We start from the raw sequence: 22,623 nt of genomic DNA on the forward strand, positions 1-22,623 counted from the left end.
ATTATCCCTCCTGACACGCCACTTGCTTTGGAAAAGCGTAGGGAATTTCAACGGATTTCAGGGTATGGATCTGAACGGAATCCAGTACAACCTCCCCGGATCTCGTGATGATTTCAACCTGATCCAACGGAACTTTCGGAAAAATTTGATCCGTCAATACAACGAGACCTTGATTCCCGTACACTTCAACCGCATTGCGATCCAGCCAAAGATGCAGTTGGATCTTTCCGTCTATCGCCGCCATTTTAGCCCCATGCTTGCTAGCGAATGACAGATGGAAATCCGTAACCCCGGAATGGGTACGATCGATGAAGAGCCATTGATTCCCGGGATCATAACCGACAATTACCTCGTCCTTCTCTGAGGATTTCAACCTGATCAGCACTTCCTCGCCAGACCGGATATCGAGATCCACTTCCATTTCAAGCAAATCCTCTTTCACGTTCTGCCAAAAAGGAGCTTCTCGCGTAACCGTGATCTCCTCCCAACGCAATGACGCTTTACGCAGTTGCTCGATTTCCCGGACAGGCATTTGGGATAATACGACACTCCCATCCTGTTCCGTTAATGACAAGACGCGGGGTAAAGTCATTGCGCCTCGCCAGGCCCCCGTAGGCGTCTCGTTGGCGTATTTCCAATTACTCATCCATCCGATGATCACTCGCCGTCCGTCTTCTTCCGGGAGATCCGACCAGGTGACCCCGGCATAATTGTCTCTCCCGTAATCCAGCCACAGGATGTGATCAGCCGAATTGTCATTAATGAACGTCTTTCCATCAAACTCTCCGATGAAATATTGCGTACGGGATCCTTCTGGACCCTTGGGATGATCGCCAATACTGATGATAAGCACCCATTTCGAACGCCCGGTATCGCCTATCGGCAATTCAAACAGATCCGGGCATTCCCAAACACCGTCATGGGACCCTTCTTCCTTACCGAATACACCGGACAAGGACCATTTCAATAGATTTTGAGATTGATAGAACCGAACATGATCCCCCGCCACAAGCACCATAATCCAACGTTCGCTTTCGGAATGCCAGAACACCTTCGGATCGCGGAAATCAACCAGCTCCTCCTCGGCGAGAACGGGATTTCCTTCGTATTTGTGCCAGGTTAACCCCTTATCGCTGCTGTAAGCTAAACTTTGCCGTTGGCGGGGCTGCCCGGTTTCCGGATGGGTATCCGCATGGGTGAAGATGGCCACCAAGCCATGGGAATCTTCGAACAATCCGCTGCTATTCTTCCAATCCACCACACAACATCCGGAGAAAATCGCGCCATGTTCATCCGGGAACAAAGCGATCGGCAGATGCTCCCAATGAACAAGATCTTTACTTACTGCATGGCCCCAGTGCATCGGACCCCATTGATTCCCGTATGGATGGTGCTGATAAAATAAATGATAGCTTCCTTCGTAATAAACCAATCCGTTAGGGTCGTTTAACCAATGAGATGGCGGGGAGAAGTGAAACCCCGGTCTAAATAGATCTTCTTCTTTAAGCTGAGGATTGGACTCTAGCATCTGATGAATCTCTTCGGTTGTTGGCATGGCTCTCAGAGCCCCTTTCCGTGTTGTGACCAGCGCTCCGCCGGCATTTGCAAAAGTCAGCATGTTCGTAATCTGCGAGGGAGTCAGATCTTTCAGAGGGCTTCCGGCCTCCAGGATTTTAAATAACAAGCATCCGAGAAAAGCATCTCCGGCGCCCGTCGTGTCAACGACCTTAACTTGAAACCCCGAGACATAGCCGTCTTTACTTCCGATCCGGTAGTAGCAGCCTTTTTCCGCCAAAGTGACGACGATCAACGCAATCTCAAATTGTTGCGCCAGCTTCAGGGATCCTTCTTCGATATCGTGAGTCCCCGTAATAAAGGAAAGCTCTTCTTCGGAGATTTTCAGAATATCGGCGTATTTCATTCCCCAAAGGATGTGCTGCTTGGCCTCTTCCGGGCTCTCCCATAACGGGAACCGGATATTCGGATCAAAGGAGAGCAGAACGCCCGCTTCCTTCGCCTGAAGAACCGCCGTTCTAGTTGCGGTACGAGCCGGTTCATGGGTCATGGATACCGTCCCGTAATGCAAGATTCGGCTGTTCACGATTTTCTCGTGCGGAAGATCCATGGACTGCAAGAAGGTGTCCGCCCCTGGCTTCCGAATAAAGCTGAAGGATCGGTCCCCGTGGTCGTCCAAATGGACAAAGGCCAGCGTGGTGCTCGCTTCCTTCGTATACGAAACTCCGGCAACATCCACACCGGCGTTTTGCAAAGTCTGATGCAGCAGGGAACCAAACTGATCTTCCCCCACCTTGCTAATCAAAGCCGATTTGGAGCCTAACCGGGATAGCGCAGCCGCCACGTTAGCCGGAGCTCCTCCGGGATTACATTCAAACTGCTCGTTTCCTCCAGTTGAACGGCCTGCCGGCGTAAAATCAATTAATACTTCCCCGATTGCGATGACATCTAGCACGGTTTCTCCCCACCTATCGTCTATTTATTTAGGTTTGCATGATAGCGATCCAGCCCGGTTTGATAGAGCTCCATTAATTCATTAAGGCCCATTTTTTCCAGTGTTTTGACGTAGCTGTCCCACTGCCCATCCACGCCGCCATCCACGATGAATTTCCCTCTTTGTGTATTTACATATTTGATTAACTCCGGCTCAATTTTGTTGATTTTGTCCAATTCCTCGGGTTCAAAGAAGATGCTTGGATAGTTTTCCTTCTCCATATAAGGGTTGTAATACTGTTCCAGATCCTTGGCACGCTGCTGGGCACGTGGTTCCATATCGACTACTTTGCCGAAGTCCTCAAATGTGATCACGCCGGGTCCGCCCGAACCTGGAGCAACCTTTTGACGGAATTCACCTGCAGAGGTGCCCTCCGGAAGCGGCAGGTTCACCAATTTCCCATTTTCATCCTTCTCGAACACGACATCCAGCGGCCCCCAATGGATTTGAGCGGCCATGTAGGGTTCATACTGTTGATCGATCCAACGCATGGTGATTTCCGGATTCTTGTTTGCTTTCGTAATCACAAAAGACCCGCGTCCCGGCCCCCCGCCATTAGCGCGTCCGATTAACTGATCTCCATTGGGTCCCTTCAGCGGAGACAACAGAGTATAGTCCTTACTGCGTTCTGTCCCGACAACCTCTTCGATTTCCCACCAGATATAGGAGCCCAGCGTCTCATCCGACGATTTACCTTTAGCCAGATACTGTGCAGCGTCCTGGGTAAAGGACTCGGGATCGATCAGACCTTGTTTGTACCATTTTTCGTGGAAGTATTTGAGCGCTTCTTTATATTCAGGCTGAGTGGCGGTGAAAATGACCTTGCCATCGCGAACGACTCGATGCTCCAGGTTATCCGGAAGTCCAAATGCACCAAAGATGCCGGCAATATCCATACACCATTGCATGTGCATAAAGCTGAGCGGAATTTCATCCTGCTTGCCGTTCCCATTGGGGTCCTGAGTTTTAAAAGCAACCAGGGCCTCCGTATATTCATCCAGGGTTTGCGGCATTTTCAGCCCCAGCTTATCCAGCCAGCTTTTATTGATCACATGAAAGAACGGGTTGGTTCCCAGATTATTATCTTCCCAGGATGGAAGTCCGTAGATATGACCATCCGGTGCGGTGATCGTCGATTTGATGTCCGGCCGACGTTCAAAAAGCGCTTTCAAGTTCGGTGCGTATTGATCAATTAAGTCCTCAAGAGGAATAATGGTTCCGTCTTTACCGAAATTAATCAGCTCATAGTCGGTAAATCCGGCTGCGTAGAATGCATCCGGCAAATCCCCACTTGCAATGAGCAGGTTTTTCTTCTCTGTATAGTCAGTATCCGGAATGTTCTCCCAGTTGATCTTTACGTTCGTTTCCTTCTCTAGTCGCTTAAAGATTTCCATCTCGGAATATTCCGGCGCTAATGCCGCTTTTGGGGATACCATGGTTAAGGTCACGGTGTCGTTTACAATCGGAAGACCGGTCTTGTTAAAATTCGTGTCTTCCACCGAGCTATTGGCCTGGTTCTTCGAACCCTCGCTACTGTTCCCTTTACCCGAACACCCACTTAGTACAAAGGCTCCCGCTAAGGCAAGAATCCCCGCTTTTTTGTACCATGATTTCATTGAACATAACCTCCCTTGATTTCGTCCTACTCGTTTAATCCCACGATTGTTTCCTTGCGATGAAATGGCCCTAAGCCCGCATCCCCCCCTTCAAGTCGCTTGTTCCTATTAGCCCTTGATCGATCCGATCATGACGCCTTTAACAAAATACTTTTGCAGGAAGGGATATAAAATCAGCAAAGGTAAGCTGGATACAATGATGACGCCGTATTTAATCAGCTCGGTGACGCGCATTTTGGCCGCGTAAGATTCCACATCAATCATCATCCCCGAGTTCACCTGATTTTGGACAAGGATGTTGCGAAGCACCAATTGCAAGGGATACTTGCTCTCATCATTCAGGTAAATCAAAGCGTCAAAGAAGCCATTCCAGAAACCAACCACATGATAGAGGACCATGACCGCCAAGATGGACTTGGACAACGGCAGAACGATACTCCAGAAGAACCTGGTATTGGAACATCCGTCTATCGAAGCGGCTTCCCACATTTCATCCGGGATGGTCGATTGAAAGAAGGTTCTTACGATGATCACATTAAATACGCCGCCCGCTCCGGGGATCACCAGCGCCCAAATCGTGTTCAGCATGTGAAGATCCTTAATCAGCAAATACGTTGGGATCAACCCGCCGCTAAAAAACATGGTGACCATTAGAAACCACATAATCACTGATTTCCCCACCAAATCTCGACGAGCCAGCGGATAGGCTGCAAATACGGTGACGGCCACCCCTATGATGGTTCCTAAAGTCGCATATAGGATCGAATTGGCGTACCCTATCCAAATGGAGGAATCGTTAAAAATCCGCTCATAACCATCCAAGGTGAAGCCTTTGGGAAACAGCCAAACTTCTCCTGAGTAGATATAGTTGGGATCACTAAATGACGCGATCAGAACAAAGTACAACGGGAATAACACGAGCAGCATCACGATGGTTAATAGGGAATAGTTGGTTACGTCAAACCATACGTCCCCTCTGCTTTTTCTTTTCAGCAATGAATTCAAGGTGGACCCCTCCTACCACAAGCTAGTTTCTGTCAACTTCTTGGCGACTCGATTGACGGTGACAATCAGGATAATATTGATCAGCGAATTAAACAGGCCTACTGCCGTGGAGAAGCTGTACTCTGCTTTCTGAATCCCCATTTCATAAACATAGGTTGGGATGATATTGGAGGTGGCATAGTTCAAATCGCTTTGCATCAGGAAGGCCTTCTCAAATCCGATGCTCATAATGTTGCCTAACGCGAGAATCAACAGAATCACAATCGTTGGCAAGATCCCTGGAATGTCCACATGCCAGATTCGCTTCCATTTACTCGCACCATCCATAATTGCCGCTTCATGCAGCTCCGGATTCACTCCGGCAAGCGCCGCCAGGTAGATGATTGTTGAAAATCCGGTTTCCTGCCATATGCCGGACAAGATATACAAAGGACGGAACCAACCCTCATCAGCCATAAAGAGAATGGGCTCTCCACCAAACCATGTGATGATATGATTTACGATGCCGCTGTTGGGAGATAAAAAAACGTTCAGCATGCCGACCAGCACAACGGTAGAGATAAAGTGCGGGGCATAGATCACTGTCTGAACAAATTTCTTATATCTCTTGCCGAGCATCTGATTGAGCATAATGGAGATGATAATGGGTGCCGGAAAGCCAAATATCAACGATAGAAAACTAAGGGAGAGCGTATTGGTAATGATGGTCCAGAAGTTATAGGAATCAAAAAAATCGATAAAGTGCTGAAACCCAACCCATTCACTCCCCCAGATCCCCTGACTTGGCGAGAAATCCTTAAAGGCGATTTGGACGCCGTACATCGGATAATACTTGAAGATGAGATATAGAATAATAATGGGAAGCAGGAACAGGTACAGCTCATAATCGCGTTTGATCCGGCTCCATCTCCGATTCCCATGAGGTTTGATCACCCTTGGTTCCCCCCCGCTGGTTCTTGAGGTCATTGAAATACTCCCTTTCCATGGTAAAATAATCTTCTATTTTGAAACGTTTCCAATTTGTTATGTGCAGAAGGCCGCAATCTATCCCATCCATCAACTGAAACCTTTGATGTTTTGCAGTTTTTATCGCACAGACACTCAAACTTGAAACGTTTCCAATTCTGAGAAGAAAAACGTCAGTTTCTCATAGAAATCGGAATAAACTGATGTTTTTCTTTCCTTTTGAAGGAATCAAGTTGTTTCGCCCTGCTTGAAGGTGACCGGAATCCGATAGACCTGCTCGATCAGAGGTTCACCTTCCATCTTGCTGTATAGCAGTCGAATCGCCATGCGCGCCATCTCTTCCACCGGTTGTCTAATCGTTGACAAGATCGGGTGAAAATAAGGATTGTCCTGAATGCCGTCATAACCTACGACCTTGACATCCTCCGGAACACGAACACCTCGTTTACGTGCTCTTTCGATATAGTTGGCAGCGAGCATATCCGTAATGGCAAAAATGCCATCCACGTCACCATGCTCATTAAAAAATTCATTAAAGTAGGCTTCGTCATCCACAATAGGGTCCGGCTTCTCGTAAACTACGCAGTCGATACCTAGAGCCTCCGCCTCGTGCATGAATCCTTTTTTTCGATTCATGGTTTCGCTAAATACGGAAGTGACGCTCCCGATAAAAGCAGGCTTTCGAGCACCGGCTTTAACTAACTCCCGTAAAGCCATACGTCCGCCTTCATAATTATCCGAAGTCACGCAGGTGATTTTCTTATTAAAGTGTCGGTCAATACTTACGATGGGAATATCATGGCTCACATTATTTTCGATATCGTTGTAAGTGATTCCCACAATGCCTGCCACTTTGTTCTGTCGAAGCATATCCAGGTAGTACAGCTCTTTTTCGGGCTTGCCCCCGCTGTTACAGAGCATGAGTTTGAAGCCTTCCTGATCCAACTCATCCTCAATGTAATAAGCCAGTTCAGAGAAGAAGGGATTCCAGATACTTGGAAGCAAGAGAGCGACCATCTTGGATTTTTGCATCTTAAAATTTCGAGCGACTTCATTGGGGATATAATTTAACTCCCTGATTGCCTCTTCCACTTTTCTGCGCGTCTTGGGTTTGACCGCCCCCGAGTTATTGATGACTCTGGATACGGTTCCCACGGCGACGCCAGCTAAGTTGGCTACGTCCTTAATGCTTGCCATATAACCCCCCCGAGTTCTCTTATGAACCTATCATAGCACCAAAGTGGAAACGTTTCAATAATAAATTTGGAAACGTTTCAAATTCTTAAAATTTAAGGTTGTACGAAACACAAAAAGCCGCTGTTGCGGCTTTTTGTTCGATTGTTGTTGCTCCCTTGATACCGGATGCTTCCCCATACTCTAACGCGTTCCCTACAGATCCGTTTTTTAATACACCTTTTTCAACAGCTCAATCAGCTCATCTAAGCTAAGACCAAAGGACTTGTAAAAGGTCACCTCATTCACCAGTTGTTCCATGACCATTTCGTTACGTATGCGCTGCATCTCGTCGGGAGAGAACTCGGCTACAAAACATCCTTTGCCGGTGACCGTGTTAATTAAGCCGCGCCGTTCGAGTTCTTCCCATGCTTTTTTGACGGTGATGACGCTAACCCGCAGCTCATGGGCCGCTTGGCGAATGGGCGGGAGGATATAACCGCTCTCCAGCTCCCCTTTTAAAATCTGCGCGCTAATCTGCTCAAACAGCTGTTGATAGATCGGTTTCTCCGAGGTATTGGAAATCGCTACGTTCATTGGATTTCCACTTGAAGGAACCGTTTGACTGCTATTTGATTAGCCAAGGCGGTGAGTCCGAAGAAAATGACGATTCCTGCAATCAGAATGACAGCTTGTAGTGTCACACTGCTTGCTTCCGTCCCATAAAAAATACGGTTCATCCCCGAATGTGCAATCCCAATCCACTGGGCGATCCCGGCAAATAACGTGGCGGCCACAGTGGAGGCTAACAATGCCATCCCGAATTTATACGCCGTCTTGTAATACATGGGAATAAACACAAGGTTAAAGATCGCCAGCATCGCCAAGCAGAGACCAAAGAATCCCAAATTCGGCGGGAAGAAAACGTAGGTCAAATCTGGATATAAGCGTTGGCTGATCAAGCCAAAAACCAAGGCCACCACCACATGGGCTAATTCTAATCCCGCAATCACAAAGATCCGCGCTTTCACGATGTCCCGTTTCGTGACCGGCATCATCGAGGTAAACATCAAATCGTTTTGCGATCTCAATTGGTTAAACATATTGGGTATCGTGATCCAGCAAAAATACAAGATCACAATGAAGTAAATCCAGCCAGGGATAAACATTAAAGCGCCGGTCAACAAAGGCATAATCAAAAACAACGGATGTACGCCCAGTCGGATATCCTTTCGGATTAAGTTAACCATGGAGGTTCTCCCCCTTTTTCGTATAGTAGATCAAAATATCTTCTAAGCTTGGGGTGGCGGCTTTGATACCTGAAGACGGATCGAAGTCATTTGCTTGGATTAAGCCCGTAAAACCAAACGAATTCGTTTTATAGGAAATCATCCGATCCTTGACTTGGTCCAGTTGGCTCTTAGAACCGTTCACCAGGAGATAAGCTTCTTTGAATTCTTCCTTCTCTCCGCTAAGAACAATTTGCCCATTCGCGATAAAAGTAATAAAGTCCGCGCACTTCTCCAAGTCAGAGGTAATATGGGTGGAGAATAGAATGCTGACTTCTCCTTCTGCGATCAGTTCCTGAAAAAGATCCAGCAGATCATCCCTGGAAGCCGGATCCAGCCCGCTGGTCGGTTCATCGAGGATCAACAGCTTGGCCCCGTGGGATAAAGCAAGCGCCAAACTGTATTTGACCTTCATGCCCGTCGACAGGTCCGCGACTTTTTTATTTTCATCCAATTTGAATCTCCGCATGTAGTTGGAGTAGATCTGATCGTCCCAATTTTCATAGAACTTTTTAATGGTATCGGTCAACGTCTTGATTTTACTGCGCGTATAAAAATCGATGCTCCCGAAGGCAAAGCCAATCTCCTGCTTCAACTCCAGCTCATGTTCGGCCATGTTCTTGCCCAGAATGTGGACCTCACCGCTATCGATATGAGTTAACTTCAAGATCGATTTGATCGTGGTTGTTTTCCCTGCCCCATTGACCCCGATAAAGCCCATGATATATCCCTTTTCCAGTTGGAACGAAATATCCTTCAGCTCAAAGCTGGGGAATTTCTTGTTGATATTGCGAATATCTAATGCCAGCATGGAGTACCCCCTCCTCAATATTGTGTATATCGTGTATGCACAATATATCATCGATTTTAGGGAACGTCAATAACAAAAACACCCGCCCGACTCTAAAAGTCGGCGAGTGTCATGGATAAGCGCCCTCTGTACAGTTAAGGAATGCTCTAAGCCAAAAGCTTCTTCGTAAATTTCACATCAAAGAAATGGATGATGGGTCCTAGGCCAAATGCGGACACGAGTGTCCCCAAACCGATTAGGCCTCCTGCCAGGAAGCAGATCAAGGCGCAAAGGGCATCTGTAAACATCCGATGCCAAAAATAAGAGATTTTCGGGAAGTGATTTTTCATAATCAAGGACAGACTATCATAGGGAGCTATTCCTACATTCGAGGTCTGATACAGAGACACCCCAAAACTGCATATAACCACCCCAATCGCCACTACGACCACCCGCTGCCATAAAAGCTGAGGTTCGCCGAACAGGTGTAGCGAGGTATTGTGAAAGAAAGTAACGATATAGCCCAGAAGAATCGCATTTACGAATGTCCCGGATCCGATAAATTTTCTTCCCAAGATCCATTCGATGACAAACAAAATCAGGTTTAGCAGGATCAGAAAATGAGCATAAGCGATCCCAATAGACTCTGCTAATGCCATCACCATGCCGCTGAAGGGGTCGTTGCCCATGCCGGACAGCTTAAAGATACTAATCCCCAACCCCAAAAATACATTGCCAAAAACCATGATGATCAGTCTCTTTGCATCTACTTTAAAGAATAATCTCTTCATCGGGTCCGTCCTAATCATTTGATATTTTGCTCCTGCTGCTCTCCATCAACGACGTCATTGTATCATAATTTCCATAGCTTGACTGTAAAATAAGCAGGACCGAGCATGGCTCGGCACAATCGTGCCATCATCCAAATGCAAATACGTTCTAAACTCACGGGAGCCTTCCTGCAACTCGATGATTCGGGCCCCCCGCTGCAAACGGCCATAGGTGTTGTAGCCGGTTACGCGTCCATAACACAGCTGAATGCCATGGAGCCAGCCTATAAAGTCATTATCATGATCATGCCCGCAGAAGGTAGCAAAGACATCCCCTTGATCCAGCATCGCGGTGAACAGCCCCGAATTCAGGTCCGGGCAGCATACCTTCTCAAACTTGTGCCCAACCGCTCGACCGCGGATTAACGAGGTCTCATACTCCGGAATTGGAATATGGAAGAAGGCTAATGAAGGTAATGGAGCTCCATGCTTCTTCGTGATCTGGCGCGAGGCGGAGAGATACCACGCTACTTGATCGGTATGAATCCACTCATAACCACCGATCTCCTTCGCCGCTTCGATGCCGGAATCCAGAAAGTACATCCCTAGTTTCTCGTCGTCTTCCTTTGATCCATGAACCGTGAGCAGAAAGTTGCCCAGTCCCGAAATCTCCTCCGGCCCCGGCTGCGTTAAGCAGTTTTCCTGCTCAAGCAGAATATCCAACAGCTGCTGTCGCGTAACATTTACTTCGGCGTCATGATTGCCGAAAATACTTGCGAATGGAATACCAGATTCCACCGCAGGGGAAATCGCAAGACGGAAATTAGGAATCGGATCCTCGCTGGCATGAGACCAGATATGATCGCCGGTATGCACAATAAAATCAGGCTGTTCTTCGGCGATTAGACGTTTCATTAATGCAATCGTCTTCTCATCCTTCTCCGCGCCTTCCCCGATATGAAGGTCTGTAAACTGCAAAATCTTAAAGGTACCATCCTCGCGAAATTTTAACTGTTTCCCCATACGCCCATCTCCTCACCGTCTCATCTATATGTAAATTTCGGCCGAATCGAACCAAACATTTTAATTCACTAAGGAATTGAGTCAACTTTCACAAAATGCGAAATGCAGCATATCAAAAAAGGCTTCCCAACTCGTGACACATAGCTGCGGCTGATGCCGAGCTCCTTGGCGATTCACGCTGGGTCCGTTCTTCTCCCCCATGCTTCAGGCCAAACCGCCCTTTAATTACTTCCTGCTCTCGTTCGTCCTGGATATCCAGGTTCTGATAAATTTTGCTCCTCTCCATTTTGGGTTGAACCCGATCCACCACATCGTCCGCTTCCGTCCCCAAAATATCGATCAAGGTGATTTCATTGCCTTCCTTATCCGTTCCGATCGGATCGTGCAAGCAGTGAAAGTAAACTTCGACGTTTTCAGCAGATTTTCTGGCCCCCTTACACTTGGGCTATTCCTGGAATAAGAAATCAAAAGCATCCGGCAAATTCGTATGCATGACTTGCTGGAGAAGGTGGGGGGAATGGAAGTGGCGGTGCAAGGATCATCCTTGCACCGCCATTGCATGAAGAAATTTATAAAGGTGAGCTTTGACCGTTAGATTTCAGAATATAATTTTGCTCAATAGGAAGTTCGAAGCTCCAGTCTCCGTCGAGCCTAAACTGCTGAGCAAAGTCAGGGGTTATGTCTAAGCCTTTTACATTGAGTTTCAATGTGAAACTGCTTGGAGGAGGGTCCTCCGTGAAATCGTAACTGAGGGTACCGTTATTGGCAAATATGGTGTCTAAATTCATGGCTTTGATGCCGGGAACTGCTCGTTCCGTTGAAGTATCTAATTTAAAGTCCGGCTTCACCGATAGTGTCGACCATTCCGAATCCGTAAATTGTCCAGTGTGTCTCATGGAGTAACGGATATGTAAGTTCTGACCATTGAACATGTAATCATGAATAAGAAGTGTATAACCATGGTCTGTTACACCGTTAATAATCACCATCGGGCTACTAGCTTTTGTTGGCAAATTAGCTTGATCGTTATTGTCCTGGTTGGTATCCATTTTAGTCATGAATTTGGAGGTGAAAGGAGAATTAATACCAAATAAGACCGCCGTACAGACGAGCAACAGGATCATCAATATCGCGGGTACACTAGTCTGGAGTAGGCGTCGTTTACGAGGGAATGTTCTCTGCCTTGGCGAGACGCCTTGTTCGGCAAGAACGGTAGACGCTCGTCCCATATCATTAGGAACTTCTCCCGAAATTGCCGTATATCCCTTGTTGTGACCAGACATCGGGAACCGTGTCTCAAACATGGTAGCCCTTCTGTTGCTGTGCGCAGTAATGCATCCCCCGTGGACATCAACAATGCTTTTTGTGATCGCTAGACCAAGGCCTGTACCTCCTGTTTGCTTCGACCTGGAGCGATCCACCCGGTAGAAGCGGTCGAAAATAAAGGGCAAATCCTGTTCTGGAATAGGGTTGCCGTAATTCTGTATCCGTACGACCAGCATATCTCTATCTTGAGCAATATCGATATCGATATATTTGCCAGCACGCCCGTACTGGAGGGCATTGGCGATGATATTCTCGTACGCCCTTACCAACAATCCTCCGTCCGCTTGAATCTTAAATTCTCCTCCTTGCATATTCATCCTGATTACCATGCCTGCGTTCTCCGTAGCCGGCACAAATTCGTCAGCAAGCTGGCGGATGAGCCCGGCGATATCGATCTCGCTCAGTTCCAGAGGCATGCCATTGTTGATTCGTGTATATTCGAATAATTCGTCGATTAATCGGCGAAGTGCCAAGGATTTCTCATATGCGATGTTGATGTAATAACGCATCTCTACTTCATCTTGATACCGGTCCTCCTGAATGACTTCGAGAAAGCCGAGAATGGAGGTCAGCGGAGTGCGCAGGTCATGGGATACACCGGTAATTAAGTCGTTTTTGGTCTTCTCTGCCTTGCGCTCCTCCATGATCGAGTGCTTCAGTTGCGTACTCATCTGATTAATACAGTGAGCGACCTCTCCAAGTTGGTTACCTAAGATTTCTGGAATTTGATGATCGAACTCCCCGTTGGCGATCTCCTCTAGACCACGAGTGATTTCTGTTAGATAACGCTCCCATTCGTAACTCAATTGATTTAAACTTTCTGCGATAGCGCCTAACTCATCCTTGTTTTTGACCATAGTCACAACACCAAACCGACCTGCCGATATTTCCTGCAGCTCTGTGTTGATGTCGTGTAAATCCAGAACCAAGCGGCGGCTAGCAAGGAAGAACATCATAGGAAAGAGAATGATACCGGCTAGGATCAGCACGCGAACGGAACCTGCATGATTAATGATCCAATTGATCGGGGGAGCGAAGTATGGGACTTGTTGCAGTTCTCCAGCTATGAAATATCCCAAAAGAAGAGCAACACCTGTTAAACCAAAGCTAGCAACCAGAATCAGCATTAATCTCCAACGAATCGTATACAGCCATTTGATCTGGATCCTACTCACCCCTTGCGGTTTGATCGTTTTCGATTTTGTATCCGACCCCCCACACGGTTTTGATAATTCGTGGTTCGCGTGGATTAACCTCGATCTTCTCACGGAGCTTGCGGATTTGAACCATCACGTTATTCTTTGACTCCATAAAGGGCTCATTCCAAACTTCCTCGTAGATGTGGTCCATGCTCAGCACCTTTCCTCTATTCACTGCCAGTGTGTGAAGGAGTGTGAACTCACGGGGAGTCAACTTGATTTCCTGCTGATCGACTGTAACCGTATGGGACGCAACGTTAATAACAATGTTTTCGATATGTATTTCGTTAGCATTCGCCGGGATGGAGTTGAATAGGTTCATCCTTCGCAGCTGCGACTTGATACGTGCGATCAGCTCGAGTGGATTAAATGGTTTGGTCACGTAGTCATCAGCACCGATACTGAGACCTGATATTTTGTCGATATCTTGGCCTTTCGCTGAGAGCATGATGATGGGAATGGGATTCGTTTCTCGTATTTTCATACAGGCCTGTAATCCGTCCATCTTGGGCATCATGACATCAAGCACAATTAAATCGACTTGCTGGGACTGTAGAATCTCAAGAGCTTCCAGTCCATTCGATGCTTGCAGAAGCTTGTAGCCTTCGTTCTTGAAATAAATATTCATTAACTGGATGATTTCCACTTCGTCATCTACCATTAAAATCGTGCTTGTCGCCATTGATGTTCTCCCGACTTCCCTATTTGCTAGCAGATATTTATTGAGTAGCACTATCATTATAAGCGATATAGTTAGTTCATTAAATCATTGTCAGTTTAAATTAAGGAAATGATAAGAAGTTTTGTAGGTTGCTGATAAGCTCTCTCTTCTATACTTAGTTCAGCAGAAGCGAATCATCGTTCGAACAAAAACGAGTGGAGGTTTTATTTTGAAGAGTCAGTTGGTAAAGAAGGCATTCATTGTTAGCTTGAGCTTCATAATTTTGGTTATTTCAGCGGGTTCTAGCTTAACTAACAGAGTTTCCGCAAGTCCAAGTATCCAGGCAGACACGAAGCAAACCTTAAAGGTGATGTACCAAAACAAAAGTTTCTTTGATGTAAATCAGTTCAAACAACAATTTCCCAATGTAGAGATCAAAGAAGTGGGATGGGATGGGAAGTCAGATCTAAAAGATTTTATCTCCAAGCAGTCACCTGATGTGATCATGTTGAACACCCTTGACTATAAGCAGTTGTCCAAGCAGAACCAATTAGCAGATTTGGGGCAGTTCATTAAGCGTGACCATTATGATACGGCATCCATCTACCCTGGACTGTTGGATGCACTGAAAGTGAATGGGAAACTGGGTGGATTAACTCCCATCTTCGAAACCCAATCGATTTTTTACAATGCCGACTTATTTAAGAAATATAATGTACCCTTGCCGAAGGACGGAATGACTTGGGAAGAGATATTGAAATTAGCTGCCAAGTTCCCGACTGGAGGAACTAAAAACACTCGTATTTGGGGTCTTCAATATCCTCTTGATAAGTATACCTATCTAATCAATGACATTGCCGATGCCGAAGGGTTAGCTCGCTATAATCCTAACACCCTAAAGGCAACAATTAACACAGCTTCTTGGAAAAAGGTGTATGGTACCGCGATCACCGCGATCAAATCCAATGCCATCGAAGGATCGAATGTAGGTGGTAAAAGCTATAGCGAAGATCCCTTTATTATGGGGAGAGCGGCAATGAAGATAGATTCTTCTAGCATTGAGTATCTAAGGAGGGTAACGGCAGATAAAAAGGCTATAGCAAACTATAAACCTTTTACCGTAAAAATTGCAGCGGGTCCCGCAGATCCGAAGGATCGAACAACGACACGAAGTCTCATTCTCTTTTCGATCATGGCGATTCCAGCGAATTCCGCGAATCAAGATCTTGCATGGGATTTCATCAAATTTTATAACGGAGTCGATTACGCTAAATTCATGTCTGAACAACCTTTACTGTATTCCCTAACACGTATGGATTATAGTAAAGAATACAATGGGATTAACTTGGGGGCCTTCTATAAATTGAAGCCAAACTTGGAAACATCGCGTTATCTCCAGCCCCAAGGGAGTCCATTTAATCAAATCGTGTACTCCAATGTGCTGAATCGTGAGGTGAAGCAGGTAATCAGCAACAAAAAGACATTAGACAAAGCGCTTGTTACCATTCAAACCGAAGTTCAAAAAAGCCTTGATGATGCAGTGAAGAAGCAAAAGAAATAGTTTATTGTAACAACATAGTCGGCCAGGGGGGTTCACCTGTCCGACTACATCCTTAGATCAAACCAACAACAATTAACCCAAAGGTGATGGATCTCTCCTTTACCTTTGGGTTAAACTGTTCTGTGCTTAATAGAAAAACTTTTTCCGAAATTTTTATTTATTTCTTCTTATAAAACTCATGATACAACTTCATGAGCGCTCTTTTCTCGATTCGTGACACGTAACTCCGGCTGATGCCGAGCTCCTTGGCGATTTCGCGCTGGGTCCGTTCTTCTCCCCCATGCTCCAGGCCAAACCGTCCTTTAATGACTTCCTGCTCCCGCGCGTCCAGGATGTCCAGGTTACGATAAATTTTGCTCTTCTCCATCTTCAGTTGAACCCGGTCCACCACATCGTCTGCTTCCGTACCCAAAATATCGATGAGGGTGATTTCATTCCCTTCCTTATCGGTTCCGATCGGATCGTGCAAAGAGACGTCCTTACGTGTTTTCTTGAGCGATCTCAAGTGCATGAGGATTTCGTTCTCAATACAACGGGCCGCGAAGGTCGCAAGCTTCGTCCCTTTATTCGGCCGAAAGCTCTCGATCGCCTTGATCAGACCAATCGTCCCGATGGAAATCAGATCCTCCAGATCCTCGCCGGTGTTATCGAATTTCTTCACGATATGCGCCACCAGCCGCAAGTTATGCTCAATCAGGATATTGCGGGACACCGCGTCCCCTTCCGCCATGCGCTGTAGGTGTTTCGTTTCCTCCTCCTCGGTCAGGGGCTGGGGAAACGCATTATTTTTCACATACGATACGAGCAAAGTCAGCTGTTTAATGAACAAAGCAATTGCGGTAAACAATCCGGGCAAAGATGACACCTCCTGCTGATTCACATCACAATGAGTACAACCTCGCTTCATTTTGGGTCATTTCATTGTATGTGGGCGGAGGCCTAGGCGTGCCTGTACGGAGGAAAAAGAACACTTTTTAACGCAAAAAGACAGGATTCGGCCAATCTCCGATCCTGTCTTTGCTTCCCATCTGATGTTCGTCCCCCTCAAGCATGAGAGGTGATTTCTACGATTGGGTCAGGCAGCTTGCAGCCCTAGTTTGCTTTTCAATTCTAGATAAATCCGGGTATACAGCTTCTGCCGCGGCGTCGAATGATACACAGCCAGCACCAGGGTCACTACGATAAGCGCAGCAGGCACAAGGTACATGACGGGATGGTCCACAAAAAATCCGAAAACATCGTAATCCCGGTCGATATAGGACCCATAGATAAAAGCGGCAGCCACCACCAACAATACAGGCAGGGCAAACAATCCGGACAGAAGATTAACCCTTTTCATTTTCTTATGTATCGATTGAAAATCATTCCCCCCGAGATATTGCTCGATCAGCATCACTTGCTGATCAAAGGAATCGCTTAAGGGCACCGGTAGCTCATTGTGCTTAATATACTTGTGCAGCAAATTAAGCTCTTGACTGAACTCCAGCGTCTTTAGTAGGGCTCTTCCAGCATTCATTAATCATCAACTCCCATCAGTTATCTACACACAATACGGTATTATATCACGCAAGAACGGCCCCGCCAATAAAGTTCCATTTTTTCCAAAAATTCCACATTGACTTTTACACAGCAGCATTTGCTATGTCCCCATGATCTACTTCTTTGAACCTAACCGCCCCGCCAGTTGCTCTATAGTTTCATGCATCGCCAGTTTACAACGCCAGGTTTCCGGGATCGCCTCATACCCATAGAAGGCCCCCGCCAGCTGGCCATACACGGCGCCCGTCGTGTCCGCATCATCTCCCAGGTTGACGGCCCGCAGCGCACCTTCCCTAAACGAAGAGCTTTTCGCAAAAGCCCATAAGGCTGCCTCCAGCGATTGAACCACGTACCCCGATCCTTGAATCTCCGGCGGCTCCTTAGACAGGAACGATCCTCGGCGAATTTCTTCAATCTTCGGAACCAGAGGCGCTCTGCCCAGCCATTCGTCAAAAGCAGCAGGATCCATCAACTCGTCCTTTGTCCGACCCTTCAACGCCCCTACGAGAAATGCAGCAAACAATTTGCATGCATCAACGCACTCCGCGGCAGCATGGGTCGTTCTGGAACTCCGCGCCGCATAATCTATGGCTTTCTGAGGTTCTTCCACGTAATACATCGGCACAGGCGCAAGCCGCATGATCGATCCATTGCCTGCCGCATACGGATCTTCCGAGCCGCAATATCCTTCTCCCGTTCGTTCGAATCGCAGGAGGGCTTCTCTTGTTGCATTCCCGATGTCAAAGCATACCCCCGTACTGCTCAGATCCCCTTCCCGCATCCATTTCAGATACCGAGCCATTTGATCAACGGGGTCAAATCCTTCCTGTTCAAGCAGGCTCTCCGCCAGGCAAAGCGCCATCGACGTATCGTCCGTCCATTGCCCGGGCTGTAACTGAAATACCCCGCCCCCAACCAGATCCGTAACCGGAGGAAAAGAGCCCGGCGGACTAAACTCCACCGTTGTGCCCAAAGCATCACCCACCGCCAATCCGGCGAGGCAACCCTTGAATCTGTCCATTCTATCCGAGGTCATTGCCATGAAATCACCCGTTTCATTTTTATTAATACTTATTTGGATCAAGTTCACTTTGAACATCCCATCTACATCATTGTACCCCCTGGATGCGAGAAGCGCCCACAAAACTCAAGCCAAATCAAAAAAATAAGCATGATTTTCCTCCTTTTACAAACACTACATCACAATCGATTAAAGGAGGCAGATTTTTCATGTGTCAACGGTTTTCCATGGCGGCCGAGCTGCCGGAGGTTCAGGAACATTTTCAAATCGGGCGGGTCATGTGTTATTACAAAAACCGCTTTAACATCAGCCCCACACAGCCCACGCCGGTTGTGCTTCAGCAGGACGGGGAGCGGGTACTCGACGAGTTCCGCTGGGGATTCGTCCCTTATTGGGGGAAAGATGCGGTGAATGCAGATCTGCGAAACGTGCATCAAAATCCGACTTACCGCCGGATCATCAGCACGCAGCGCTGCGTTATCCCGTGCAATGGCTTCTATTATTGGAGGAAGGAAGGCAAGAAGGAATATCCGGTCCGGGTCGTTCTGAAAAACCGCGGCATGTTTGCCGTGGCCGGGCTGTACGAAATTTGGCGGGATACGCGCGGTGAGCCGCTGCGCACCTGCACCCTCGTTATGACGGAGGCGAATCCGCTAATCGGGGAGTTTGAGCAACGGATGCCGGCGATTTTGTCCACCGAGGACATGACCCGATGGCTGGATGAAGAGATCAATGACCTCGATGCGCTGGACCCGATCCTGCGTCCGCATGCGGCGGAGGAAATGCAGGCTTACGCGGTGACGCCGCTGATCGATAACAACCGGTACGACACCGACGAATGCATCCGGGAGATGGATTTGCAGCTGGCTTGGGTGAAGCGATAAACCAGAGTCTTCTCCAATCGGGTAGGAGGCTACCCATTAATTGAGTAGCCGACCTCCCACACCACCGTACGTACCGTTCGGTATACGGCGGTTCCTAAGTTTTCGCAGTTACTTGTCGATAATAATCCGAGAAGAAGAGAAATCCTAAGCCCTTGAGGGTGTTATTTCCGAGGGACTTCGAGAGGACGGGGCTATTGGAGATTCTCCAGTAGCCCTTTCTCGTGTTTGCGTATTCCCATGCTTTTTGTCCTTGGATTCCGAGCGATTGCAGTTTCTCGAATTTCGTCCTCACTCGTTTCCACTGCTTCCAGAAGATCATGCGAATCCGCCTTCTCATCCATTCATCCGTGGATTGGAGCATACTTTTCATATCCGCTATTTTGTAGTAGTTGATCCACCCCATGATGTAGCGTCTAAGCTTTTCGGCTCGTTCTTCATTTCCCATCCCGTTGCTTCTGGACGTGAGCTCCTTTACTTTGGCTTTCATCTTGGCAGCGGATTTCGGATGAATGCGGACTCGTGTCTCTCCTTTCCTTTTGTAGAAGGAGAACCCAAGAAATTTAACCTTCCACGCCTCGTCCACCACTGTCTTATCCCGGTTCACTTTGAGAAACAACTTCTTTTCAATGAAGGGAAGAATGTTCTCCAGTGTCCGTTCCGCGCTCCTTTTGCTTTTGCTGAAGATCAGGAGATCGTCCGCATAGCGCACGAAGCGGTGCCCGCGGCTTTCCAGTTCCTTGTCCAGTTCGTTCAGCATAATGTTGCTGAGAATTGGACTCAGATTGCCCCCTTGCGGTACGCCGATTTCCGTATCCTCGAAGCGGTGCTTCACGACAACGCCGGCTTTCAGGTACTTGTGGATGAGCGAGATGACCCGCCCGTCTTTAATGGTTCGGGATAAGACTTCCACCAATTTGCTTTGGTTAACGGTGTCAAAGAATTTCTCCAAGTCCATATCGACCACGTATTTGTACCCTTCTTCGATGTTTGATTGGCTTCTCTGAATAGCGTTATGTGCGCTTCTCTTGGGTCGGAATCCGAAACTGTTCTCCGAAAACTGTTTTTCGTAGATCGGGGTAAGCACTTGAGCGATCGCCTGTTGGATAACTCGGTCAACAACCGTAGGAATTCCCAGGTTTCTCTTCTTTCCGTTCTCTTTCGGGATTTCTACCCTTCGAACAGGATTCGGACGGTAGGTTCCGTCCAGAATGGATTCCTTGATGGTTTCTCCGTTCTCTCGGAGATATTGTAGAAGTTCATCTACTCCCATCCCGTCGATTCCGTGAGATCCTTTGTTAGTTTTGACCCGCTTGAACGCTTCGTTCATGTTGTCTCTGCTAACGATTTTCTCAAGCAACTCGTCCTTCGACTCGGTTGCGTCGGTGCTGTCGGTTTCAGGTATCCGCTCAGGACTGTGCGCTCCCGCATATTCTCCATGTTCCGCATGTACGTTTTGCGTCGAGCCTTCTCTTCGAAGTTGGCTGCACTTGACTCCTGTTTCGGTACCATTCATTAACCCACACCTCCTTAGGTTCAGCCCTTCCCTCAAGTTGTCGACTAACCGAGGTACTATGGCGTCTGCTGACTTCTCATGATAAATCTTGTTTCAACCATGATTTGAAATTCATCTCCTCACGTCCATGAGACCTCCCACGGTAAGACGCGTAACTTTCATCCCGTATACCCGCCGCATTTACATCCGCGTGTCCGTGCAGTTTATTGGATTTCGTCTTGTTTAGCAGACTCATCCCACTTTGGATGCCTGATGCGATTCGTGTTCCTCAGGCCGGGACTTTGCCTCCAGCTTCCTTCAGATTCCACCTCACGATGGACACCCTTGCTCTTGGCTAATGGTTGGCAACTGCCAGCCCCCATAGCGGACTTTCACCGCCTAGCTACGCGCCATGCGTGGCGCACTAAAAAAGCTCTTGGACGCAGCCGTCCAAGAGCTTGCTTTTTCGCGAGTTCAGTTATTTCTGCCGTAATAGAGCTTCAGATTTGGGATATCCACCAGATACAGGATATCTACACCCTTGGGGCTGCGCTCCACCGCAAGCCGTTCAATTGGCTTACCCGGAGCTAGCGAAGATTCAGTCCAGCCGGTTCCGCCGGAGTTCACGGCCACAAAAGCCCGATCCGCACCACTCTGCTTCACGTAATAAATTCGGGCTTCCGTGCCCGTCCAGGTGATGTCCACCGCAGCCCGCGTTGCGGAGTCATCGTAGACGGTTTGCAGTTCCCAACCTCCTGGGCTGTAGGTCGCCTGCTTCACGGAGAAGTACGCGCTTCCCGGCTCGCGGTAACGATAGGCGATGATCGGCTGTCCTGCGGAGTCAACCGTCAGTTTGGCGCTCTGCACGCCGGGTCCGCCTGGATCGTCGCCGCTTTGCACGTAAGTTTCACCAGGGGCTAAAGGTTGGACGATATCCGCCGTAGACAACGTCGCCGGCAGCGACACCGGCGTACCATCCGCCTTGGAGAAGACGCCCGTAGCCGGACTGTACTTCAGGTAGGACAGCTCATGACGCAACGCGCTGGCGGCAAAATGCGCCCACTCGAACAAAATATGCATATCCCCGTTAGCATCAAAAGCCAAATCGTCCGGATAAACCGACCGATTCAACGTGGATACAATGACACCGATCTGGCTCCAGGTTGAGGCCGCGTTATCCCAATGGAACAGGACGCCTTCCCGTTTACCCGCAGGATCCTTGGCCACCCGTGCGAAGAGATACAAATCCCCGTTTGGTGCCGTTTTGACGATCGGATAGGAGATTTTCATGTCCGGCCCTGGCATATCCGCCGAATGATTCTGGGGAGCTCCGCCTACCGTATCCGAACGAAAATACCGCCAGTTGTTGTCATGCATCGAAGCAAACACATGGAACCGACCGCTGCCGTCCCTCGCAATCGAGGGTTGATTATGCCCCAAGTCGTCGATATACTCGGCCACGGCGGATCCGTTCATCACCGGGATATTGCTCCAAGCCCCGGTACCGTCTCTTCGGGCGATATATACCTTATGCACTCCTGCGGTACTCCCCGGTGCATTATAAGCCATATAAGCATATTCATTTCCCGTCCCATACGTCTCCAGCGGCGACCACCATCCCGCCTGGTTACTGGAATCCATCGGGTAAGGAACCTCCGTAAGCTCCGCGGCCGCATACCCCGTCGTTGTCGGCAGCAGCGTCATCAACGCCACGAACCAAAGTCCAACTCGCCAACCTTTTCCCCTTTTCACGTGTTCCCGCCTCCTCAAATTGAAATCGTTTACAAGTTTATCCCCCG

General features: G+C 48.0%; 19 protein-coding genes and 1 pseudogene. 2 read left to right on the forward strand and 18 right to left on the reverse strand.

The window, feature by feature from the left end:
* Position 1 precedes the first annotated feature (1 nt).
* The 13 genes and pseudogenes from BN3277_RS16725 to BN3277_RS16785 form a co-directional block, all read right to left on the reverse strand.
* A complete protein-coding gene (locus BN3277_RS16725; RefSeq protein WP_059044497.1) occupies positions 2-2,470 on the reverse strand; it encodes a PfkB family carbohydrate kinase in 2,469 nt (822 codons plus the stop codon).
* Between the two features lie 20 nt (positions 2,471-2,490).
* The gene (locus BN3277_RS16730) at positions 2,491-4,125 is read right to left on the reverse strand and encodes an ABC transporter substrate-binding protein (protein WP_059044500.1); all 1,635 of its coding nucleotides are present in this window, start codon (positions 4,123-4,125) and stop codon (positions 2,491-2,493) included.
* Between the two features lie 108 nt (positions 4,126-4,233).
* Entirely contained in the window at positions 4,234-5,130 is an 897-nt protein-coding gene (locus BN3277_RS16735) for a carbohydrate ABC transporter permease (RefSeq protein ID WP_059044503.1), read from the reverse strand.
* Between the two features lie 12 nt (positions 5,131-5,142).
* Positions 5,143-6,096, reverse strand: a complete 954-nt coding sequence (locus tag BN3277_RS16740) for an ABC transporter permease (RefSeq protein WP_059044505.1) — start codon at positions 6,094-6,096, stop codon at positions 5,143-5,145.
* A 228-nt stretch (positions 6,097-6,324) separates the two neighbouring features.
* Positions 6,325-7,293, reverse strand: a complete 969-nt coding sequence (locus tag BN3277_RS16745; RefSeq protein ID WP_059044507.1) for a LacI family DNA-binding transcriptional regulator — start codon at positions 7,291-7,293, stop codon at positions 6,325-6,327.
* Positions 7,294-7,500: 207 nt separating this feature from the next.
* Positions 7,501-7,866 (reverse strand): GntR family transcriptional regulator, encoded by a 366-nt coding sequence (locus BN3277_RS16750; protein ID WP_059044509.1) that lies wholly within the window; start codon positions 7,864-7,866, stop codon positions 7,501-7,503.
* Complete coding sequence (locus BN3277_RS16755) at positions 7,863-8,519, reverse strand: ABC-2 transporter permease (protein ID WP_059044511.1); 657 nt, start codon at positions 8,517-8,519, stop codon at positions 7,863-7,865. Before BN3277_RS16755 ends, BN3277_RS16750 begins: the two co-directional genes overlap by 4 nt.
* Positions 8,512-9,369: an ABC transporter ATP-binding protein gene (locus BN3277_RS16760; protein WP_059044513.1), complete on the reverse strand. Its 858-nt coding sequence runs from the start codon at positions 9,367-9,369 to the stop codon at positions 8,512-8,514. The genes BN3277_RS16755 and BN3277_RS16760 overlap by 8 nt, the downstream gene beginning before the upstream one ends.
* A gap of 146 nt (positions 9,370-9,515) precedes the next feature.
* Positions 9,516-10,139, reverse strand: a complete 624-nt coding sequence (locus BN3277_RS16765; protein ID WP_059044903.1) for a YczE/YyaS/YitT family protein — start codon at positions 10,137-10,139, stop codon at positions 9,516-9,518.
* A gap of 54 nt (positions 10,140-10,193) precedes the next feature.
* Positions 10,194-11,141 (reverse strand): metallophosphoesterase family protein, encoded by a 948-nt coding sequence (locus BN3277_RS16770; RefSeq protein ID WP_059044515.1) that lies wholly within the window; start codon positions 11,139-11,141, stop codon positions 10,194-10,196.
* Between the two features lie 68 nt (positions 11,142-11,209).
* A pseudogene (locus BN3277_RS16775) lies at positions 11,210-11,529 on the reverse strand (sigma factor-like helix-turn-helix DNA-binding protein); the annotation flags it as partial.
* A 181-nt stretch (positions 11,530-11,710) separates the two neighbouring features.
* Positions 11,711-13,594, reverse strand: coding sequence for an ATP-binding protein (locus tag BN3277_RS26310; protein WP_187380085.1), 1,884 nt, complete (start codon positions 13,592-13,594; stop codon positions 11,711-11,713).
* Positions 13,595-13,634: 40 nt separating this feature from the next.
* Positions 13,635-14,348 (reverse strand): response regulator transcription factor, encoded by a 714-nt coding sequence (locus tag BN3277_RS16785; RefSeq protein WP_059044517.1) that lies wholly within the window; start codon positions 14,346-14,348, stop codon positions 13,635-13,637.
* Positions 14,349-14,556: 208 nt separating this feature from the next.
* Here BN3277_RS16785 and BN3277_RS16790 point away from each other — a divergent pair, with 208 nt between their 5' ends.
* The gene (locus BN3277_RS16790) at positions 14,557-15,888 is read left to right on the forward strand and encodes an ABC transporter substrate-binding protein (RefSeq protein WP_059044520.1); all 1,332 of its coding nucleotides are present in this window, start codon (positions 14,557-14,559) and stop codon (positions 15,886-15,888) included.
* A gap of 157 nt (positions 15,889-16,045) precedes the next feature.
* On the opposite strand, the gene sigK is transcribed toward BN3277_RS16790, so the two are convergent.
* The 3 genes from sigK to BN3277_RS16805 form a co-directional block, all read right to left on the reverse strand.
* Positions 16,046-16,744 (reverse strand): RNA polymerase sporulation sigma factor SigK, encoded by a 699-nt coding sequence (sigK, locus tag BN3277_RS16795; protein ID WP_059044522.1) that lies wholly within the window; start codon positions 16,742-16,744, stop codon positions 16,046-16,048.
* A gap of 219 nt (positions 16,745-16,963) precedes the next feature.
* Positions 16,964-17,404 carry a DUF6097 family protein gene (locus BN3277_RS16800; RefSeq protein ID WP_059044524.1) on the reverse strand — a complete coding sequence of 147 codons (441 nt, stop codon included), beginning with the start codon at positions 17,402-17,404 and terminating at the stop codon, positions 16,964-16,966.
* A 138-nt stretch (positions 17,405-17,542) separates the two neighbouring features.
* Positions 17,543-18,463 (reverse strand): ADP-ribosylglycohydrolase family protein, encoded by a 921-nt coding sequence (locus BN3277_RS16805; protein ID WP_392396635.1) that lies wholly within the window; start codon positions 18,461-18,463, stop codon positions 17,543-17,545.
* A 194-nt stretch (positions 18,464-18,657) separates the two neighbouring features.
* Here BN3277_RS16805 and BN3277_RS16810 point away from each other — a divergent pair, with 194 nt between their 5' ends.
* Positions 18,658-19,332 carry an SOS response-associated peptidase gene (locus tag BN3277_RS16810; RefSeq protein WP_059044526.1) on the forward strand — a complete coding sequence of 225 codons (675 nt, stop codon included), beginning with the start codon at positions 18,658-18,660 and terminating at the stop codon, positions 19,330-19,332.
* A 94-nt stretch (positions 19,333-19,426) separates the two neighbouring features.
* Here the strand turns inward: BN3277_RS16810 and ltrA are convergent, their stop codons facing one another.
* Together ltrA and BN3277_RS16820 are read right to left on the reverse strand one after the other, a co-directional pair.
* On the reverse strand, positions 19,427-20,845 hold the full coding sequence (ltrA, locus tag BN3277_RS16815; protein WP_059040950.1) for a group II intron reverse transcriptase/maturase: 1,419 nt from the start codon (positions 20,843-20,845) through the stop codon (positions 19,427-19,429).
* 453 nt (positions 20,846-21,298) lie between these two features.
* Positions 21,299-22,576 carry a BNR-4 repeat-containing protein gene (locus tag BN3277_RS16820; RefSeq protein WP_198342960.1) on the reverse strand — a complete coding sequence of 426 codons (1,278 nt, stop codon included), beginning with the start codon at positions 22,574-22,576 and terminating at the stop codon, positions 21,299-21,301.
* Positions 22,577-22,623: the final 47 nt, after the last annotated feature.

Origin of the sequence: Paenibacillus rubinfantis (assembly GCF_001486505.1) — a bacterium.
Lineage (GTDB): Bacteria > Bacillota > Bacilli > Paenibacillales > Paenibacillaceae > Fontibacillus > Fontibacillus rubinfantis.

What these genes read in the sequence shown, in the direction of transcription:
- BN3277_RS16750 (WP_059044509.1), bottom strand. Translation starts at nt 7,866, where the DNA reads ATGAACGTAGCGATTTCCAATACCTCGGAGAAACCGATCTATCAACAG.
- ltrA (WP_059040950.1), bottom strand. Translation starts at nt 20,845, where the DNA reads ATGAATGGTACCGAAACAGGAGTCAAGTGCAGCCAACTTCGAAGAGAA.
- BN3277_RS16740 (WP_059044505.1), bottom strand. Translation starts at nt 6,096, where the DNA reads ATGACCTCAAGAACCAGCGGGGGGGAACCAAGGGTGATCAAACCTCAT.
- BN3277_RS16810 (WP_059044526.1), top strand. Translation starts at nt 18,658, where the DNA reads ATGTGTCAACGGTTTTCCATGGCGGCCGAGCTGCCGGAGGTTCAGGAA.
- BN3277_RS16770 (WP_059044515.1), bottom strand. Translation starts at nt 11,141, where the DNA reads ATGGGGAAACAGTTAAAATTTCGCGAGGATGGTACCTTTAAGATTTTG.
- BN3277_RS16730 (WP_059044500.1), bottom strand. Translation starts at nt 4,125, where the DNA reads ATGAAATCATGGTACAAAAAAGCGGGGATTCTTGCCTTAGCGGGAGCC.
- BN3277_RS26310 (WP_187380085.1), bottom strand. Translation starts at nt 13,594, where the DNA reads ATGCTGATTCTGGTTGCTAGCTTTGGTTTAACAGGTGTTGCTCTTCTT.
- BN3277_RS16745 (WP_059044507.1), bottom strand. Translation starts at nt 7,293, where the DNA reads ATGGCAAGCATTAAGGACGTAGCCAACTTAGCTGGCGTCGCCGTGGGA.
- BN3277_RS16785 (WP_059044517.1), bottom strand. Translation starts at nt 14,348, where the DNA reads ATGGCGACAAGCACGATTTTAATGGTAGATGACGAAGTGGAAATCATC.
- BN3277_RS16800 (WP_059044524.1), bottom strand. Translation starts at nt 17,404, where the DNA reads ATGAATGCTGGAAGAGCCCTACTAAAGACGCTGGAGTTCAGTCAAGAG.
- BN3277_RS16755 (WP_059044511.1), bottom strand. Translation starts at nt 8,519, where the DNA reads ATGGTTAACTTAATCCGAAAGGATATCCGACTGGGCGTACATCCGTTG.
- BN3277_RS16760 (WP_059044513.1), bottom strand. Translation starts at nt 9,369, where the DNA reads ATGCTGGCATTAGATATTCGCAATATCAACAAGAAATTCCCCAGCTTT.
- BN3277_RS16805 (WP_392396635.1), bottom strand. Translation starts at nt 18,463, where the DNA reads ATGACCTCGGATAGAATGGACAGATTCAAGGGTTGCCTCGCCGGATTG.
- BN3277_RS16765 (WP_059044903.1), bottom strand. Translation starts at nt 10,139, where the DNA reads ATGAAGAGATTATTCTTTAAAGTAGATGCAAAGAGACTGATCATCATG.